The organism is Agrobacterium leguminum, assembly GCF_005144435.2.
Classification (GTDB): domain Bacteria; phylum Pseudomonadota; class Alphaproteobacteria; order Rhizobiales; family Rhizobiaceae; genus Agrobacterium; species Agrobacterium leguminum.
The window spans coordinates 38,839-57,942 of record NZ_CP120213.1 but is presented as its reverse complement, the minus strand read 5'-3'; the positions used below and the strand labels follow the sequence as shown (position 1 = coordinate 57,942).

At 59.2% G+C, this 19,104-nt stretch carries 16 protein-coding genes; 9 read left to right on the top strand and 7 right to left on the bottom strand.

All coding sequences use genetic code 11. The annotated features are described in order from the left end of the window. Positions 1-456 precede the first annotated feature (456 nt). The 6 genes from CFBP4996_RS25825 (at position 457) to CFBP4996_RS25800 (ending at position 8,933) form a co-directional block, all read left to right on the top strand. On the top strand, positions 457-2,109 hold the full coding sequence (locus tag CFBP4996_RS25825) for a Na/Pi cotransporter family protein (RefSeq protein ID WP_080855512.1): 1,653 nt from the start codon (positions 457-459) through the stop codon (positions 2,107-2,109). A gap of 56 nt (positions 2,110-2,165) precedes the next feature. Then, positions 2,166-3,623 (top strand): sucrose phosphorylase, encoded by a 1,458-nt coding sequence (gtfA, locus tag CFBP4996_RS25820; protein ID WP_080855511.1) that lies wholly within the window; start codon positions 2,166-2,168, stop codon positions 3,621-3,623. A gap of 64 nt (positions 3,624-3,687) precedes the next feature. Continuing rightward, positions 3,688-5,793, top strand: a complete 2,106-nt coding sequence (locus CFBP4996_RS25815; protein WP_080855510.1) for an alpha-galactosidase — start codon at positions 3,688-3,690, stop codon at positions 5,791-5,793. A 113-nt stretch (positions 5,794-5,906) separates the two neighbouring features. Next, positions 5,907-6,611, top strand: a complete 705-nt coding sequence (gene traR / locus CFBP4996_RS25810; protein ID WP_080855509.1) for an autoinducer-binding transcriptional regulator TraR — start codon at positions 5,907-5,909, stop codon at positions 6,609-6,611. 47 nt (positions 6,612-6,658) lie between these two features. After that, positions 6,659-6,961, top strand: coding sequence for a hypothetical protein (locus CFBP4996_RS25805; protein WP_080855508.1), 303 nt, complete (start codon positions 6,659-6,661; stop codon positions 6,959-6,961). A gap of 187 nt (positions 6,962-7,148) precedes the next feature. Beyond that, positions 7,149-8,933 carry a methyl-accepting chemotaxis protein gene (locus CFBP4996_RS25800; protein ID WP_080855507.1) on the top strand — a complete coding sequence of 595 codons (1,785 nt, stop codon included), beginning with the start codon at positions 7,149-7,151 and terminating at the stop codon, positions 8,931-8,933. Between the two features lie 58 nt (positions 8,934-8,991). Here the strand turns inward: CFBP4996_RS25800 and CFBP4996_RS25795 are convergent, their stop codons facing one another. The 7 genes from CFBP4996_RS25795 to traA form a co-directional block, all read right to left on the bottom strand. Beyond that, the gene (locus tag CFBP4996_RS25795) at positions 8,992-9,300 is read right to left on the bottom strand and encodes a transcriptional repressor TraM (RefSeq protein WP_080855506.1); all 309 of its coding nucleotides are present in this window, start codon (positions 9,298-9,300) and stop codon (positions 8,992-8,994) included. A gap of 296 nt (positions 9,301-9,596) precedes the next feature. Continuing rightward, entirely contained in the window at positions 9,597-10,073 is a 477-nt protein-coding gene (locus CFBP4996_RS25790; protein WP_080855505.1) for a ProQ/FinO family protein, read from the bottom strand. Continuing rightward, the gene (locus CFBP4996_RS25785) at positions 10,074-10,556 is read right to left on the bottom strand and encodes a hypothetical protein (RefSeq protein ID WP_233283455.1); all 483 of its coding nucleotides are present in this window, start codon (positions 10,554-10,556) and stop codon (positions 10,074-10,076) included. Between the two features lie 147 nt (positions 10,557-10,703). Beyond that, positions 10,704-11,333, bottom strand: a complete 630-nt coding sequence (locus tag CFBP4996_RS25780; RefSeq protein ID WP_080855503.1) for a TraH family protein — start codon at positions 11,331-11,333, stop codon at positions 10,704-10,706. A 15-nt stretch (positions 11,334-11,348) separates the two neighbouring features. After that, positions 11,349-12,524, bottom strand: a complete 1,176-nt coding sequence (locus tag CFBP4996_RS25775; protein WP_080855502.1) for a conjugal transfer protein TraB — start codon at positions 12,522-12,524, stop codon at positions 11,349-11,351. Positions 12,525-12,564: 40 nt separating this feature from the next. After that, a complete protein-coding gene (traF, locus tag CFBP4996_RS25770; protein WP_080855501.1) occupies positions 12,565-13,095 on the bottom strand; it encodes a conjugative transfer signal peptidase TraF in 531 nt (176 codons plus the stop codon). Then, positions 13,092-16,394 carry a Ti-type conjugative transfer relaxase TraA gene (gene traA / locus CFBP4996_RS25765; protein WP_080855500.1) on the bottom strand — a complete coding sequence of 1,101 codons (3,303 nt, stop codon included), beginning with the start codon at positions 16,392-16,394 and terminating at the stop codon, positions 13,092-13,094. Before traA ends, traF begins: the two co-directional genes overlap by 4 nt. A gap of 246 nt (positions 16,395-16,640) precedes the next feature. On the opposite strand from traA, the gene traC reads away from it, so the two are divergent. The 3 genes from traC to traG are packed head-to-tail and all read left to right on the top strand — an operon-like array spanning position 16,641 to position 19,087. Then, on the top strand, positions 16,641-16,937 hold the full coding sequence (gene traC / locus CFBP4996_RS25760) for a conjugal transfer protein TraC (RefSeq protein ID WP_080855499.1): 297 nt from the start codon (positions 16,641-16,643) through the stop codon (positions 16,935-16,937). A 4-nt stretch (positions 16,938-16,941) separates the two neighbouring features. Further along, the gene (traD, locus tag CFBP4996_RS25755; RefSeq protein ID WP_162936183.1) at positions 16,942-17,157 is read left to right on the top strand and encodes a type IV conjugative transfer system coupling protein TraD; all 216 of its coding nucleotides are present in this window, start codon (positions 16,942-16,944) and stop codon (positions 17,155-17,157) included. Continuing rightward, entirely contained in the window at positions 17,144-19,087 is a 1,944-nt protein-coding gene (traG, locus tag CFBP4996_RS25750) for a Ti-type conjugative transfer system protein TraG (RefSeq protein WP_080855497.1), read from the top strand. The genes traD and traG overlap by 14 nt, the downstream gene beginning before the upstream one ends. Positions 19,088-19,104: the final 17 nt, after the last annotated feature.

The following is a 19,104-nucleotide window of genomic DNA, read 5'->3' as shown; positions in this document are numbered from 1 at the left end:
AACACTTCCCTTTCATCCAAGAATGATCTATATCGCTCACTTTATGAGCGTTATCGTTCTTCGTCAAATGAAAGTTTGATGACAGTTTGTTGCGGCGCAACAACGTATTAAAGCGTCCAGATCTCGTTGCTGAGCATCAATGTGATCGCGTGTGCCCAGCAAAGGATTGGCCAAGTGAGCGAAACCGCTCATTGCTAACTTAGGCTAGACGGGAAAGTGCGCCTGTTTTGCCTATGAACTTCGGGGAGTTTCTATGCCACGTGCACGATCGATTGAAGCTGACCCGTCTCGAACTTCTGGAACTCCGGGAGATGCTTCCTGCCTGCGAGGCGGCGCAGGCAGGATACCGGTGGGCAGCTTTCCTCCCGGCTCGCCCACCGGTTCATTGCGTGTCCTATCACGAGTTCATTTCGACGAAATTTCGAACCAAACCGGCTTGGGCTGAGGAGGGCGACGTTGGAGTCGACAACCGTGATAATTAACCTGTTCGGAGCAGTTGCTTTGCTACTGTTCGGCCTTTCACAGGTGAAGGAAGGAGCTTCCCGGGCTCTTGGCTCGAAGCTTCGCACGGGTCTCGCCACCGGAACGAGGAGCAGCACCCGATCGTTTTTTTCAGGCTTTGTCGCGACCGTGGCGCTGCAGAGTTCCACCGCCACAGCGATGATGGTCTCTTCGTTTGTTGAGCGGGAACTGATCAAAGCCCGCATGGCGCAGGTGGTGCTGCTGGGAGCCAATGTCGGCACCGCGGTAACAGCCTGGATCGTCGCAACAGGGATCGAATGGGTCTCGCCTGTCCTGCTTTCTGTGGGAATCATTCTTTATCGAGGCGGGACGACGTCGCGTCAGGGCGCTGGAACCGCTCTGATCGGTATTGCGCTGATGTTGCTTTCGCTCCATCTTCTCAGTGCAGCAACCGAGCCGTTGCGTCATTCGCCAGCACTTTCAGCGTTCATCGGACTCCTCCACAACGCATGGCCGGTCGCGATGATCCTCTCGGCGGCGATTGCACTTGCATCGTCCTCAAGCCTCGCTGCGGTCGTTCTCATCCTGTCGATGGCGTCCACCGGCATTCTATCTGGCGGCCTTGTCGTTGCACTGGTTCTCGGGGCTAATCTAGGTGGCGCGCTCCCGCCGGTGATTGCCGCCTTGTCGGGATCGGCAGCCGCCCGGCGTGTGACGCTTGGCAACTTGCTCGTTCGCGCGATCGGCTGCGTCGTCGCCCTTCCCGGAGCCGGAATTCTCGCTGACTGGCTATCCATGCTACCCCTGCCCCAATCCAAGCTTCCTGTCGACGCGCACCTGGCGTTCAACATGGCGCTCGCGCTGCTCGCGTGGCCCTTCTCGCGGCTTATTGCCCGCTGGATGACCATTCTGATCCCTGATCAGGCCCAGACGGAGAACGGCCCAAAATTTCTCGACGTCGATGAGCTCTCGACACCGATCGTGGCCCTCACCAGTGCTACACGCGAGGTGCTTGGTGTCGGAGATCTGATCGAAAGAATGCTTTTGAAAGTCTCCGATGCTTTTGAGCAGAACAACGCATCGAGGCTAAAGGACATTTCTCAGATCGAACGTCAGGTCGACCGGCTGCAACAGGAGGTCAAGGTCTACCTGTCCAAACTTGGCCAGACCGGATTGTCAGAAGAGGAGGGACGCCGCTCGATTGTCATCATCGACTACGCCATAAACCTCGAACACATCGGCGACATCATAGAAAAAGGCCTCCTGCAGGCGGTTACCAAGAAGATCGGACACGGTCTCAAGTTCTCCGACGACGGATTTGCCGAGCTTCAGCAGCTCTTCCAGCTGACCATCGACAATCTCAGGATCGCGCAGACGATTCTGGTCACCCGCGACGTCAACCTCGCCCGCCAACTCATGGAGCGCAAGATCGAGGTGCGTCAGATGGAAAAAAGATCCTCCGAGCGCCACCTTGAACGTTTGCGCCACGGGCGCGCCGACAGCCTGCAAACCAGCTCGCTTCATCTCGACATCCTGCGCGATCTCAAGCGCATCAACGCCCACATCGTATCCGTCGCTCATCCGATCATGGACGAACAGGGCCTGCTCGGTGAAAGCCGTCTTATTGCCCGCAGTTCAACAAACTGACCTACGAAAAAAGAAACAATGCGCCTCTTACCGAGGGCAAACTATCGGAAGTTCAAATGAAGAACAAAGTACAGCTGATCACCTATGTCGATCGGTTAAGTGGCGGCGGTTTTCCCGACCTGAAGGCTTTGATAGAGGGCAAGTTTGCCGGATTGTTTGGCGGTGTTCATGCGCTGCCCTTTTTCACCCCGATAGACGGCGCCGATGCCGGTTTCGATCCCACGGATCATACGACGGTCGATCCGCGACTGGGAAGCTGGCAGGACGTGCAAGACTTGTCCCTCTCGGTGGAGATCATGGCCGATCTCATCGTGAACCACGTTTCGGCGCAATCGAGCTTATTCCAAGACTTTTTGGCGAAAGGGAAGGGCTCAGAGTTCGCGGATGTTGTCATGACCTTTGAAAAGGTCTTTCCACATGGGGCAACTGAGCAGGATCTCCTCAATATTTATCGCCCTCGCCCTGGCCTGCCGTTCTCGAAAGTGACGCTCGCGGACGGCAGCCAAAGAATGATCTGGACGACATTTACTTCGCAGCAAATCGACATCGACGTTCACAGCATCCACGGAGCCGCATATCTGGAAACAATTCTCGACCGCTTTGCCGAGGCAAAAGTGACTGCGATCCGTCTCGATGCTGCCGGCTATGCGATCAAGAAGGCTGGCAGCAGTTGCTTCATGATCGACGAAACCTACGCCTTCCTGTCGGAACTCGCCGGCAAGGCGCGGCAACGTGGGATGGAGGTGTTGGTCGAAATCCACAGTTACCACCGCGACCAGATCGAAATTGCCAAGAAGGTCGATCGTGTCTACGATTTCGCCCTGCCGCCACTCGTGTTGCATTCGCTGTTCACCGGCAAGGCAGCACCGCTGGCAAACTGGCTGCAGATCAGCCCTCGAAACGCAATCACGGTCCTCGACACTCATGACGGGATCGGGGTTATCGACGTCGGTGCACATAGCGACGGTCGTCCCGGCCTTCTGGAGCCGAAAGCCATCGATTACCTGGTCGAGGAAATTCACAGGCGCTCAAACGGACAAAGCCGACTTGCTACAGGTGCCGCGGCATCAAATCTCGACCTCTACCAGGTCAACTGCACCTATTATGATGCGCTCGGTCGCAACGATAACGACTACCTGATCGCCCGAGCAATCCAGTTTTTTGCACCAGGTATCCCGCAAGTCTACTATGTCGGCTTGCTGGGAGGCATCAATGATATGGACCTGCTGGCGACAACCGGGGTTGGGCGGGACATCAACCGGCACTTCTTTGACGAACAAGAGATCGATTTCGCTCTCGAAACTCCACTCTTCGAACGGTTGGCGGTTCTTATACGCTTCCGCAACACGCATCCCGCCTTCAACGGCTCATTCAAAGTCGCGACCGACAACTCCGGCAGCCTCGTCTTGACGTGGAGCCACGACACTGATTTCGCCGAATTACGAGTATCTTTCACCGAGCGAAGAGCACACATCACGGCGTCGGGGATAGAAGAGCTGGGAGTTTTCGAATGATGCGATCGAGTTGGCGCGGCTTCAACCATACAGCGGCTGAGGCATGTTCAACGGGAGACAACTCGTGAGCAAAATCGTCACCATCGGCTCGGATAACTTCACCCTCAACCTGCGCCTGCCCGAACTCGGCATGCCTGAAATCCTGTCCTTCGGGAAAGCGTCGGTTAAGCAGGACGACCTATTCGACATCGAGCGCTCCAGCCGCGTTAACGGCATGGATGTGGCCGTGCCGTCATCCGTCCTGCTACCGACAGGCGGCATGGGCTTTTTTGGCTGGCCCGCGATTACCGGACACCGGCAGCGACGCGATTTCACGCTTCAGTTCGGCGGATGGAAGGTCGAGCAGGAGCATCGAACCACGGTTCTGAAGGCCAGCGACATCGTTGCGAAGATTGACATCGCGATCCGCATCACCGCCCATGAATCAGGCCTCGTCTCCATGGGCACCGTTCTCACCAATCGTGGCGAAACGGATTACCAGCTAGACCGCTGCATGGCCGCAAGCTTTGCGGCACCGTCGGGCGACGTGGAATTGACGAGCTTCACCGGCATGTGGGGCCGTGAATTCCAGACCCGCAAGGAAAAGCTCGGCAACGGCATCTGGTCTCAGGAAAGCCGTCGTGGGCGCACCTCGCATGATCGTTTTCCGGTACTGTTCGTTGAAGGGTCCGGCCATCGCTTCGGCGTCACTCTCGGCTGGAGCGGCAATCATCAAATGGTCATCGACCGCACCGATTACGGCCAGCGGCTGATCCATCTGGGCGAGTTGTTCGAACCGGGCGAGATCATTCTTGGCGCCGGTGAAAGCTATGAGAGCCCGCTGGCCTATGCCGGGGCAGAAACTCAGGCCTTCCACAGCTTCGTTCGCGAAGAACTGCTGAACTGGCCGAACGGCGAGATGACGCCGCGCCCGGTGACGCTGAACACCTGGGAAGGCAACTACTTCGATCACCGGATGGATTCGCTGAAAGCGCAGGCCACCGCAGCGGCGGAACTCGGAATCGAGCGTTTCGTTCTGGACGATGGCTGGTTCGGCAAGCGCGATGACGACACCACGAGCCTTGGCGACTGGGATATCGATGCGCGCAAATATCCCGATGGTCTGAAGCCTCTGGTCGATCACGTCACCTCGCTCGGCATGCAGTTCGGCATCTGGTTCGAGCCGGAGATGATCAACCCGGTTTCGGAGCTCTACAAGGCGCATCCAGACTGGGCCTTGCAGGTGGAAGGCCGCCCGCTGCTTCAGTCGCGCACCCAGCTCGTGCTCGACCTGACGCGCAAGGAAGTATCCGACTATCTGTTCGGAAAGATCGATGCGGTTCTGGCGAACCACGCCGTTTCCTACATCAAATGGGATATGAACCGCGACCTGACCCATGCGGGTGGGCGCGACGGTCGGGCCAAGACCTCGGCCCAGACACGGGCGGTCTACGCCCTGATGGATCGCGTTCGCGCTGCGCATCCGAGTGTGGAAATCGAAAGCTGCGCATCGGGCGGCGGTCGCATCGATTACGGCGCGCTGAAGCGCACCAATCGTGTCTGGACTTCGGATTGCACCGATGCGCTTGAACGACTGGAAATCCAGCGCGGGGCTTCCAGCTTCATTCCGCCGGAAATTCTGGGAAGCCATATCTCCGCCTCCCCCAACCACCAGACGGGCCGCCGTCACACGCTCGCCTTCCGCGCGCTGATTGCGCTCGCCTATCATCTTGGCGTCGAGCTCAATCCGTTGGAACTGGCGGATGAAGAGCGTGATGAACTCAAGATCTACATCAAGACCTACAAACGCCTGAGGCCCCTGCTGCACCAGGCTGGCGCCAATTTCCAGATCGAGCCGGTCGATGGTCGCTATGTCTGGGGCGCGGCGAGCGCTGAAAAGATCGTCGTGATCGTCGCTCAGGGGCCGCAGATGGTGAGCGAGCAGCCCGAGCCGCTCAAGCTGCCGGAGAGCATCACCAAGCTTGGCGGTCGCTGGAAGATTACCAAAACGCTTCCGGCCACGCCGGAATTCATTCGCATATCAGAAGGGCAGAAGAGACTGCTTGCCGGCGACATCAGCTTCGAGCTTTCGAGCGTCAGCCTTTCCGGCCTGCCGCTGCCGATGCTGAGACCGGAAAGCGCTCTTCTGCTGGAATTGAACCTCACACCCGAAAGCCGACACCATGAGTAAGGAAGGCCATCTTCACCACCCGAATATGATGCTTTTCAACTGCTCGCCGACTGCGCGCTGTCGGACGAAGCGTGACGACAAGGATACTGACAACGATTAGACGGAGATGGAAAATGCAGCACTGGCTGGACAAGCTGACGGATCTTGCCGCGATCGAAGGCGATGAATGCATCCTGAAGACCGGGTTGGCGGACATCGCCGAGCATTTCGGCTTCACAGGTTATGCCTACCTCCATATCCAGCACAGGCACATCACTGCCGTGACCAACTATCATCGCGAGTGGCAATCCACCTATTTCGACAAGAAGTTCGAGGCTCTCGATCCGGTCGTCAAACGCGCACGATCCAGGAAGCACATCTTCACCTGGTCGGGCGAGCAGGAGCAGCCGACGCTGTCGAAAGACGAGCGTTCCTTCTATGCCCACGCGGCCGATTTCGGCATCCGCTCCGGTATCACCATCCCCATCAAGACCGCTAACGGCTCGATGTCGATGTTCACGCTAGCATCGGACAAGCCGGTGATCGATCTCGATCGGGAGATCGATGGCGTTGCAGCGGCGGCGACCATCGGGCAGATCCATGCCCGCATCTCATTCCTTCGCACCACATCCACGGCAGAAGATGCCGCATGGCTTGATCCGAAGGAGGCGACCTATCTGAGATGGATTGCCGTCGGCAAAACGATGGAGGAGATCGCTGACGTCGAAGGGGTCAAGTACAACAGCGTCCGGGTCAAGCTTCGCGAAGCCACGAAGCGCTTCGACGTGCGCTCCAAGGCGCATCTCACCGCGCTCGCCATCCGACGGAAACTCATTTGAACAAGGTGTACCGCTAGCGTCGCGAAGCTTCCAACGGGGAGATGGTAATGTCAGATGGGCCGTGCACGTTCTATAGTTACTTACCCGCAACCGACGTCGGCGCGCCAGACTGGCCCCACGACGGAAACCAAAACCCCTTTTACGAAAATGTTGACGCCGTCCGTCGGGCAGTTCGCCAGTTGAAGAGGGAGGTGGCTAAGGACCCTGAACACAGTTGGAAACCAATTCATCTCGTTAAAATCGAAATCAGCGCGGTTTCTAGGCACAGTGTGCTTGTTTTGCTGAACGAAGGCATCTCAAGCCTCGTCAAGAATTACGAAATCCTCGAGAGGATCGACGACAACGGCTAAACCGGTACCCGAACCGCGAAGGACGTCGTGCCAACGCCCTTTGATAGCCTGAGCGGTCTTTCATCACAGAAGGTGAGGTGAGATGAAGACAGCCAAAATTAAAATTAAATGTCGATTAATCGTATAGTGCGAATATTAACATAGCGACATGGACGGAATGTCATGTCTCTACCTTGGGGACCAGCTGATGAATATTCTCGATCGTGGTGCCAATGCCGCCGCAATACTCACGGCACTTTCCAAATCGCAAGCCATGATCGAGTTCGATCTGTCCGGCAAGATCCTGAACGCCAACGAAAATTTCTGTCGAACGCTCGGGTATCAGCTCGTCGAGATCGTCGGCAAACACCACAGTTTATTCGTCGAAGCTGCCTATGCGCAGTCGCCGGACTACAAGGCGTTCTGGTCAAAGCTCGCGGCAGGTAAGTTCGATCAGCAACAATACAAGCGCATCGGCAAAGGCGGCAAGGAAGTCTGGATCGAAGCGTCGTATAATCCTGTGTTCCGCCGCGGCAAACCGGTTAAGGTCATCAAGATCGCGACGGATATTACTGCTCAAAAGCTGATGTCGGCAGAGGAGGCGGGAAAGATGGACGCGCTTTCAAGGGCGCAGGCAATCATCGAGTTCACGCCAAGCGGTGACGTCATCTCGGCCAATCAGAATTTTCTTTCTGCTCTTGGCTATTCACTGACGGAGATCCAGGGCAGACATCATTCGATGTTCTGCGAGCCATCCTACGTGACGTCCGAAGCATACCAAGATTTCTGGAAGAGGCTTGCAGAGGGTGAGCTTGTTTCCGACGAATTCATGCGGATCGGCAAGGGCGGTCGCAAGGTCTTTATTCAGGCATCATATAATCCGATCTTCGACATGAACGGACAAGTCTTCAAGGTGGTCAAATTCGCGACCGACGTCACCGGGCGTGTCGAGAATGTCGAGAAGCTAGCCTCCTGTCTGACCAGCTTTGCGGACGGCGACCTATCCCAAAAGATCGAAAGGCCGTTCATCCCGTCGCTTGAGAGGCTGCGGGTCGACTTCAACGCTGCGTCCGCCAAGCTGAAGAAAGCGATGGCAACGGTCTCCGACAACGCTCGCGCTATATCAGCGGGCTCAAGCGAGATCCGCACCGCCGCGGACGATCTTGCGAAGCGGACGGAGCAACAGGCCGCCTCCGTGGAGGAGACGGCCGCAGCCCTTGAGGAGATCACTACCACCGTGAAGGATTCCAGCCGCCGTGCGGAGGAGGCTGGACGGATGGTTGCCCGCGCACGCGAGCATGCGGAGCACTCGGGCAAAATCGTTCAAAACGCCATCGGCGCCATGGACCAGATCGAAGGGTCCTCGCGCGAGATCTCAAACATCATCGGGATGATCGATGAGATTGCCTTCCAAACGAATCTTCTCGCCCTCAACGCAGGTGTCGAAGCGGCTCGCGCCGGGGAGGCAGGAAAGGGGTTCGCCGTCGTCGCCCAGGAAGTACGCGAGCTTGCGCAACGCTCAGCGAAAGCTGCCAAGGAGATCAAGACGCTCATCACCGCGTCGGGCGGTCAGGTTCAGAATGGTGTGGCGCTCGTGACGCAAGCCGGTTCCGCCCTGCAGGAGATTGCAGCGCAGGTTCACGACATCAACAGTAACGTAATTGCCATCGTTGAAGCTGCCCGGGAGCAGTCTACGGCCCTTGGGGAAATCAATCAGGCGGTTAACACTGTCGATCAGGGCACCCAACAAAATGCGGCCATGGTTGAGGAACAGACAGCGGCCAGCCATAGTCTTGCCCGCGAGGCAGCAGCATTGTTCGAACTGCTTGAGCAATTCCGGTTCGACGACGGAAAGCACCAGTCAAAGCTTGGAAACCCTGTCCAGGATCTTCGCGCACCTCTCAAAGCGGCTCGGATAGGCGCCGGCCCGATGAGAGCTACTGGCGGCGCTACAGCACTTGCGAGGCCGAATGCTGACTGGGAGGAGTTCTGATTAAGGTCGCATCCCGTTGATTAATCGGGTAATCTATGGCCGGCACCCCTGACCGCTCTCAGTTAACGACGACCTTTGGTATGAAGCCAAGAATACTGATCAGCGTGTTCACGGCGCTCATCTGCGCATGCATCTCGATGCTCGCTTCGATGTATCGGACATGCTGTGGGCCGCCGGCTTCTTTTCCGGTCTTATAAGTCTCGGGGAGAGCCTGAAATAGCTCGTCGGCTTTCTCCACCAGTTGCCGGTGCGTCCTGATAGCATCGATCGTGATTGCTTCCAGGTCCGCCGGAGGTAATCCGCGCGTCAGCCCGATCAATGGGCGGAGCTCGACCTTATTCGTCACGATTGCATCTTCCAGTTCCATTCCTGACCTAACCCTGGTTGGTCCGCGGTGCGCCTCCGCTGACGTTGAACCCTGTGAACCCTTGCCGGGGGTTAGAATCCGAGATGAATCGGCCCTGCGACCTTTAGCCGGAGCCTGGACATACGCCGCAGGCCCCCGGACACAAGGTCAGAGGGTTCCTGGCGCCATTCCGGTCAGCGCCAACCGTTCATCTGCGGATTCTAAGCCGCAACGCAGCGCGTACTGCGTCAAGCTCACTTATAAGAGTCATTCCAGGGAGAAGCCAGTCTCGATGAAGATCGCGTACGTGCAATTTTTCACGAAGACGCGGCCGGCGATGATTTCACGCTTCTGTCGGCTTGATTTTGAGCTGAATCTTCGCTTTGACGTTGCTGGCGGCGCTGCTTGCGTCGTTCCTGGACGAGGAGGAAGGATTGCCGGGCGTTGAGCCGATCTCCTTCACTGACGGGCTCACAGGCTTTGCCATCGATATCATGGCGCAGGGCATCGGGCTGCGCGGTCGCATAGAGATATGCCGCACTATGCGTGTAACAGCGTAGCGCTTTACGGAGATCCGGCAGTGCCGCATCCGGCCTCAATCTTTTTTCGATGCCGATGTTGATCCCGATCCGGAACGGAAGCACGGTTTCCCCTTCAGCCGAAGGAAGAACCGCGATTGGCTCGTTCAGCAAGGCGTTCACCGCCTTGGCCGCTTCAAGCGAGTACCGGTCGACCTTAATCGTACCGCGGGAGGCTTTCCATGGGCTGAGGGGCTTTGTGGTCGTATCGTTCATTCATCCTGCCTGAAACGGGGAGCACTCACTGAAATTGGCCGGGTTATCGAAGAATGCTTCGCATTTCGCCTTGTTGAGCCGAACTTCCGAGTTGCCGAAATAGAAATATTTGAAGCTCTTGATGAAATGCTTGTAGCCGAGCTTGTCATAGTCCCGGGTCTGGCGGACATATGCAAAATCGAGCGTGGGGGAGCGGGAAGTCCTGCTCGAGCCGACATGCGGTGCTCGATCAGCCTCGACAATGTCGAAATGAGCGAACTTGCCGTCGGGTGTCAGAAAATACTCGATGCGCCAATTCCCGGGATCCGGTTTGGGGATCTTGATGCGGCGGGCTCTCCGGAGAATGTCGGCCGCCTGCTTCGCAAGGCCGCCCCTGAAAAAGTCATCCTGCTCCATCGCCCAGAAAAAATAGTCCGGATCCGTCAGCAACAGCTGCGGCAGCGTTTTACCCTTATATTTGCCGATTGGCATCTCTGACCACATGATCCCCTCCGCGTGCGCTGTGGGCAAGATATGGTGGGACTTCGGATTCCCTTCAATGATCCTTCCGAGCTCAATCCCGCAGGCAGCGGCAAGCCTGCGGGGCGTCTGGGCGGCGCGATACCGGTTTCATCGCACTCTGGGCAGGGCCTATCGGGCGCCAGCGCCTATCCCCGACAGGTCGATCCTGATTCCAGCCTTGTTCGGATCCGACGAGACCGCTTCGGATGAGGGATCTTCCTCTCCTGCATTTTCTCGAGAGCCGCTTTTTGTTTCGGCTTCGCCGGTTTGGGCTGAAGCGGGTTGGGAAATTTTTGCCTCGCCAGGATCTTCGGCCCGAAACACCGCCGTACCCTCAAAATAGCCCGTCTGCCAGGCGATGATCGCATCGTCCATGACTTGCGGAAGCACGTCAGCAGCAGTCGGATTGCCATACCATTTGATGACGATGCGCCAGACCTTGGCGAAGAGCACCGTGCCCATACGGATGTTTTCACAAGCATCAACTAGATCGGGCTTCAGCTGCCCGGCCTCGACGATTCCAAGGCCTGCTGGATACTGGGTGATGCCGACGCGCACGGTATTGCGGCCGAGATTGTTGCGGATCAGCGCCAGCGCCTCCTCCGGCGTCGTGGGCTTCGGCACGAGCACCACGCGGTTTCCGGACCGGACGGTGATCGCCAGAGGATCCTGCGATCCGGCGCGTGCGATGAACTGCTCGACGATCGCGGGCTTAAGGGTGGGACCGGCGCATTGCTGGATAAGGGCGGCATCGACCATCCCGGATTCTCCTGTTTAATAGTTGAAGGCCATGACGACGGGTACGCCGAACAGCTTTGCCCAGGCAGTCACACTGGCTCTTTGAATGGCGACGATTGACGTGCCATCGGTCCACCAGCCATTGCCGGTGGCAACGATGATATCGGGCGATTGCAGCATCGACTGCAGGACGGGCCAGAGGATGAGTTGCTCGTAGCAAATGATTGGCGCGATCCGCTTTTGCCCGACCTCAACGACGGGATTTCCGAAGAAGTCGGCCCGCGCGCCGCCGCCCTCCCCCATCCATCTCAACCATGGCTGCCACATCGAAACCGGAACCGGCATGCGCTCGCGATAGAGGATTTTGGCCTCGTCTGCCGAGAGCGCCACCAGGACGTTGTCGTAGCCCTCCGCCTGAATCACGGCCGCACCGGCGACCACGATCACGTCCGATCCACGCAACTCTTCCCGCCACAAGCGTTCAACCGTTGGCGTCCAGAAGCCGAGCGCGCTTTCGGGCAGCACGACGACATGTGTGTTCGGATGCGACGCAATCGTCTGGCGCACCGTTGCGATCAGGTCACGCTGATGCGCGAGCGACCCGTCCCGGCCGAGGTTTTGTCCCAGCTCAAGGTCGACGCCCGTCCACCCTTCCGATAGATTCGTTTGCGTCCATGTTGCGGCGGACCAGAGCCAGAGCGCTCCGAGCGTGATGGCAGCGGCCGGCCAGAACCTTGTCGTCATGGCAAGCAGGCCGGCCGTCGTTGCGAATAATCCCCACCATCCCCAACCGGGAAACAGCGCACCGGCCGCCGTCAGCGGATGCGCCCAGCCGATGATGCCGAAAGGCGGCACTCCCGTCAGCACCATTGCCAGCAGATAGCGCAAGGCCATCGCCGCATCCGCTCCCCTCCTTCCGTTAGCATCCTTTGCTTGATGAGCAGTCCACAACACCGCATGCACCCCGACAAACGACATCGAAGCCGCGACCCAAAGCAGAAGACCGGGCCAGAAGTCGGTGGCATAGAAATTGGCGACGCCTTGTGGCAGACCACGCGAGGCGGCGAGGAAATATCCAGCCGCGACGAGCGCTGCGATCATACGCGACGGCGACATCGCCCAGAGCGCGGGAAAGACCGTAGCGACGGGCAAAAGAAACATCTCACCGCTCCAGCCGATCCAGCTGCAGGCGATCGGAGCGACCAACAGCATGATCGGCTTTAGAACACTGGCTATGCGGTGATCCCCGCGATTACGGATCGAAGGTGAGGATCGGCCGCGCCAGACCGAGAAGCCCGGAATCCGGAACCGCGCCAAAATATCGGCTATCATAGGAACTCGCAAAGGAAGAGTGGAGAAACAGATTGTGTGGCGGCACCACGCCGCCCGGATCGGGCAAGAGCGCCCTGCCCTCACCGTCCGTTTCCCGAACGGTGGAAGCAGGCAAAGCTCGGCCATCGATAACAACCTGTTCGGTGATCTCGACATGCTGGCCGGGCAGCGCCGCAACGGTCTTGATCAGCGGCGCGAACCCGCCCGCGCATAGCCCGCGACGCAGATATCCGCGCCCGCCCGCCTTCTCGAATGCAGCAGTCACTGGCGGGCAGACGAAGACCAGATCGCCAACCTCGACCGGACGCAGAAGCGCCTCGATGCGCCAGAGCCCGAGCGGCTCGCTCGGTGTCAGGTTCAGGCGATAACCGCCCATATATGCGGTCGCCGCCAACCCTGACATGACGACGCCGGCGCTCGTCAGAAACCACAGAACCCTCCCTCGTCTCATTGCTTCAGCACCGGCGTCTGGCGCTGCGTAAGACGCTGTTCTTCCGCGAGCTTCAGCGATTGCACGGTGCGTTCGTGGGCGGCGAGCTGCTGGGCAGTGCGCATGACCGGCCAGGCCCGTTTCAACTGCTCCTTCTGCTCGTGCTTCATGCCCTCGGACAGTTTTTCATAGAGCTTGCCGGACGGCTCACGCGCTGCATTCGGCAGCAGCGTCCGCTCCCCGAAGCGTTCGGTGACAGCCTGGTTGAACCCGTCGATCTCGACCTTCGTTTCACGGTTGCTCAGCGCATAGGCCATCGCCGCGGGCAAATCGTTGCGGTCGATCGCATCCCGCACCCGCTCCAGCACCACACGTGCTGCCGGCGACAGCGCCGGAATGTCGATGGAGACCCGCTGACGCAATGCCTGCTCGTCCGTCTGCAGCCTCTGCTCGACCGTTTCGCGCATGCGCAGATATTGCTCGAGATCGCGCTTCAGCGCCGGAGCATTGACCTCGGCAATGCGGCGCGCTTCCCGATCGGCCTTGCTGGCAAGGATACCGGTCTTGCCGTTCAACGGTCCGATGGATGCCGGCTCTGCCTCAAGCTTCTGCAGGACCTGATTCGCCGCTTGCTTGTCCGCGAGAACCACATCAAAATTCATCGACCGGAAGGCAGTCTCGGGGTCGGCGAAGACATAGCGGAAGCGCGTCGACACTTCCTCCCATTGGCGCCTCAGGGCGGGATCGGCGCCGAGCTGGTCACCAACGGTATCGGCAGCAGAGTCGGAGAATGTCTTGATGCCTGCGACCATCGGTTCGGCCTCCTTCATCGTCTGGGTTTTGGGGGATTGGGCAAGGCCGAAGCGTTCGGTGAAAACGGCAAGGCGCTGGCCGAGATCGGTCAGTTTGGCCTTCTGGCGTAGCGTCCAGTCGAGCCGGTCGCGCAGAAGTGTGCGCGCCACCTGGACAATATGCAGGCCGCGGTTTTCAGCGAAGCGCAGCGCCTCGCGATAAAGCTTGCCACGGTCGTAGTCGAGCGTCGTCTCCTTGGCGTTCCTTCGGGAAAGAACCTTGGAAAGCCCACCATTGAAGGCGAAGGACCGGGTCCCGTAGTAGAGATGCAGATCCTCGCGGTGGCGGGTCATCGCCACGTAGGTGAGATGTCGGTCGAGCGAGAGCGACGCCAGCACTTTCACTCGGTCGACAGTGGTGCCCTGAGACTTGTGAATCGTCGTCGCATAGCCGTGATCGAGATTGCTGAAGAATCGCTGTTCGACGACAATCTGCCGGCGATGCTCGCCCTCGCCGACGACAGCAACGATGCGGTTCGGCACGGCCTCGACGACATGGCCGATCATGCCGTTCTTGACGCCGAGCGAACCCTCGTTCTTCAGGAAGACGATCTGATCTCCCACGTCGAACTGGCGGATGCCGTCAGCCGTTTTGAACAAATGACCCTCACCGACAATGCCGCGTTCGACCAACTTTTTGCGCGCCATGACGTTCAACATGCGAACGTCGCGACGCAGATGCGCGAGGATCAGCGTGGTCTTCGTCGGATCGTAGCTGTGGTTCCAATCCCTGATCAGGCTCGTCACGGCCTCATCCTTCAGCCGTTCGCCAGTGATCTTCGCGTTCGCGCCGTAGGCATTCAGCGCCTTCTCCACATTGCCGCGCGCCAGATCGAGCGACGCCTTGCGCATCCAGTCCTCGCGCTGGCGATAGATCGTCTCGAGTTCGGCGTAACCGATACGGTCGACGATGGCGCGGAAGGCGGCGCCCGCCTCGATCGGCTGAAGCTGTTCGGGATCGCCGACCAAAACGATCTTGGCGCCTGCCCGAACCACCGCGTCGATGAACCCCGCCATCTGCTTCGACGCCACCATGCCGGCTTCGTCCATGACGAAAACAGTTTTGCTGTCGAGCACGTCACGACCACGATCCCACCGCAGTTCCCAGGAAGCCAGCGTCCGGGAAACAATGCCTGCTTCCTTCTCCAGACCCTCGGCCGCCTTGCCTGCCAACGCACCGCCGACAACGCGATATCCGGCAAGTTCCCAGGCTTCGCGTGCCGCCTTCATCATCGTCGTCTTGCCAGCACCGGCGCGCCCGACGACGGCGGCGATCCGGGCCGGACCGGCGATCCGCTCGATCGCCACTTTCTGCTCATCCGACAGCCGCTGATGCCTTCGGAACGTTGCGTCGAGCGCCGCCTCCGAAACGCCGTGCCCCGCCCGGTTCGACAGCCACATCGCGTGGCGCGCCATCGTCGCTTCCAGCCGGATCATCGCCCGCGTGGAGTAGCGCGCTGGCACTTTCTCTCCGGTCGCAAAGTCGATCGTGTCGCGCTGCAAACGCAGAACGTCCGGGTTCAGGATGATTTTCAGCATCAACTGCTGGAAGACAGTGGGATCGTCGACATAGCGATGCAGGACTTTCGCAATGTCGCGTTCATCGAAAACGCTTTTTTCCCGCGTGATCAGCTCCAGCACGATGCCGGGATTGCGGAGAATACGGCGGGTGTTTTCCGAACGGCGTTGCTCGTTCAGCTCGATCCGCTCAAGCTCCGGGCGAACACCCTGTTGCTCCGCCTTGCGCTCGATGGCCTTGGCGCCCACACCGAGATGGATGGTGGGTTCAAGCTCGATCCCCTGCTTTTCGTAGGAGCGACCGTCGATCCTGAGATCGATGCCACCGAGCGCCAGGTGATGGTTCAGCCGCTCGAACCACCCGTCGCGAAGCACATTGAAGTCGTCTGTAGAGCCGGCCCAGAGTTCGTAGAGGATTTTGCCGGATTTGGTGCGGACCGGCTGACCATCGTCACCGATGATGGCAACCTTCTTCGACCCGAACCCGTCCTCGGTTAGCGGCCGCAATGTGGTCATCAGGTGAATGTGTGGGTTGCCGGGATTGTCATGGAAAACCCAGTCGGCCACCATGCCCTTCGCTAGGATGTGTTTCTCGACAAAATCCCGCACCAGCGCGATGTTCTGCTCGGGAGAAAGCTCCAGCGGCAGCGCAATCGTCAGGTCGCGCGCCAGCTGCGCATCGGTTCGCTTCTCGAAAGCCTCAACCCTGTTCCAGAAGGCTTCGACGGCGCTGGAAACAGAGCGATCTGCAATAAGGCTGCGTGCCCATTGCGGGGCATCGGCAGGGAGCACGAACTCCTCATGCAGCAGCCCCTGTTTGCGGGTGTAGTCGATGGTCCGGGCCTCGCGTTCGTATTCCATCCTGGCGCAGTGCCGGTAGGCCGCAGACAGCACCACGCTGCGGCCTGAGCCGCGGCTGACGATGCTGGCTGAGAAGTGGGCAATGGCCACGGCGGTAAAAGCTCCCGGTTCGAACCTCGTTCGTTCGGAGCGGCCAGGCCACAGTCAGCCTCTGAGCAACGCGTCGCATTGCGACGTATAATTGCGCCCTTGGAAGCCGCTCCTTCGGAACGGCCGGGATGATGCTCCAAAGCATCGGCGTTGCCGATGTGCAGATCTGCACATTCCATTTCATGACATCCGGAAGGATTCTGCGTCGCGAATACAACGCCAGAATCTCACGGAGACGCAAACGGAATGAAAAAACCGTCATCAAAGATCAGGGAAGAAATCGCCAGATTGCAGGATCAACTGAAACAGGCCGAGACACGCGAAGCCGAGCGCATCGGCCGCATCGCGCTGAAGGCCGGGCTTGGAGAAATCGAGATTGAAGAGGCCGAGCTTCAGGCAGCCCTGGAGGAGGTCGCCAAACGGTTTCGCGGAGGCAAAGGTGCTGCGGCCGGAAGGAAAAATGCTGGCGAGAGCCGGACCGGCAGTGATCCGTCCTCGACGCAGCAAGCTGGCGCGGATGCGGGCGGGACTGGCGAGGTTTGAGCGCATGTCGAAAGCGATGACATCAGAGGCGCGGAAAAAGGACACGCGCGAAAAGATCGAACTTGGTGGCCTGATCGTCAAAGCCGGGTTGCGTTACGAAAAGCGGGCGCTGCTGCTTGGCCTGCTGATCGACGCCAGCAGACGGATCAAGGGCGACGAAGGCGAGAAGTCGCGACTGACGGCCATCGGGGCGGAGGCTTTCGGCAATGACAGCGAATAGACTTCTCCTGCTGACGTTGCCGGCAGCGATCATGCTTGCCGCGATGGTCATGACATCCGGAATGGAACATCGGCTGGCGGCGTTCGGCACGAGCGTGCAGGCAAAGCTGTTGCTCGAAAGGGCTGGTCTCGCCCTGCCCTATGTCACGGCGGCCGCGATCGGCGTGATTGCCCTGTTCGCTGCCAACGGTTCGGGGAATATCAAGGCGGCCGGCTTGAGCGTGCTGGCCGGAAGCGGCGTGACCATAATAATCGCCATCGTGCGGGAGGCGATCCGCCTGACCGGCATCGCCGCGAACGTGCCAGCCGGGCAATCAGTGCTTGCCTATGTCGATCCCGCGACCGCGATCGGCGCGGGCATAGCTTTCATGGGCGGCGTGTTCGCTTTGCGTGTCGCGATCAGCGGTAATGCCGCCTTCGCGACCACAGCCCCGAAGCGGATCGGCGGTAAGCGTGCCGTTCACGGCGAGGCCGACTGGATGAAAATGCAGGAAGCAAGAAAGCTGTTTCCCGACGCCGGCGGCATCGTCATCGGCGAACTGTATCGCGTCGACAAGGAAAGCGTCGCCGCCATGCCGTTTCGAGCCGATGAGAAACAAAGCTGGGGTGTGGGCGGGAAATCGCCGCTGCTCTGCTTCGACGGCTCCTTCGGCTCGTCGCATGGCATCGTCTTTGCCGGCTCAGGCGGTTTTAAGACGACCTCGGTGACGATCCCGACCGCACTCAAATGGGGTGGTGGCCTCGTCGTGCTCGATCCGTCGAGCGAAGTCGCGCCGATGGTCAGTGAGCACAGGCGTCAAGCTGGCCGAAAAGTCATAGTGCTTGATCCGACGGCAAGCGGTGTCGGCTTCAACGCGCTCGACTGGATCGGCCGCCACGGCAATACCAAGGAAGAGGATATCGTCGCCGTCGCCACCTGGATCATGACCGACAATCCGCGCACGGCATCCGCCCGCGAAGACTTCTTCCGGGCATCGGCCATGCAGCTTCTGACGGCGCTGATCGCCGACGTCTGCCTCTCGGGGCATACGGAAGAAGAAGACCAGACCTTGCGTCAGGTCCGCGCCAACCTGTCGGAGCCGGAACCGAAACTGCGGGCGCGTCTGACCAAAATTTACGAGGGCTCGGAATCCGACTTCGTGAAAGAGAATGTTTCGGTCTTCGTCAACATGACGCCGGAGACGTTTTCCGGTGTCTATGCCAATGCCGTCAAGGAAACCCACTGGCTCTCCTATCCAAACTATGCCGGTCTCGTGTCGGGCGACAGTTTCTCGACCGAAGCTCTCGCCGACGGGGGCGTAGACATCTTTATCGCCCTCGACCTCAAAGTGCTCGAAGCCCATCCCGGTCTGGCGCGCGTCGTCATTGGCTCGCTGCTCAACGCCATCTATAACCGCAATGGCGACGTGAAGGATCGCACCCTCTTCCTGCTCGATGAGGTCGCCCGGCTCGGATACCTGCGCATCCTTGAGACAGCCCGCGACGCCGGCCGCAAATATGGCATCACGTTGACGATGATCTTCCAGTCGCTCGGGCAGATGCGCGAGGCTTACGGTGGCCGCGACGCGACCAGCAAATGGTTCGAGTCCGCCTCGTGGATTTCGTTTTCAGCGATCAACGATCCCGATACCGCCGACTATATCTCGAAGCGTTGTGGCGACACGACAGTGGAGGTCGACCAGACCAATCGCTCCTCGGGAATGAAGGGATCGTCGCGGTCGCGTTCAAAGCAGCTCAGCCGCCGGCCGTTGATCCTGCCGCATGAGGTTCTGCGCATGCGCAGCGATGAGCAGATCGTGTTCACATCAGGCAATCCGCCGCTGCGCTGCGGACGCGCCATCTGGTTCAGGCGTGACGACATGAAGTCTTGCGTCGGGGAGAACAGGTTCCATCCCGCTGCCTCGTCGGCGACTGCCGCCGCAGAGCAATGACGCCGACGCTGAATATA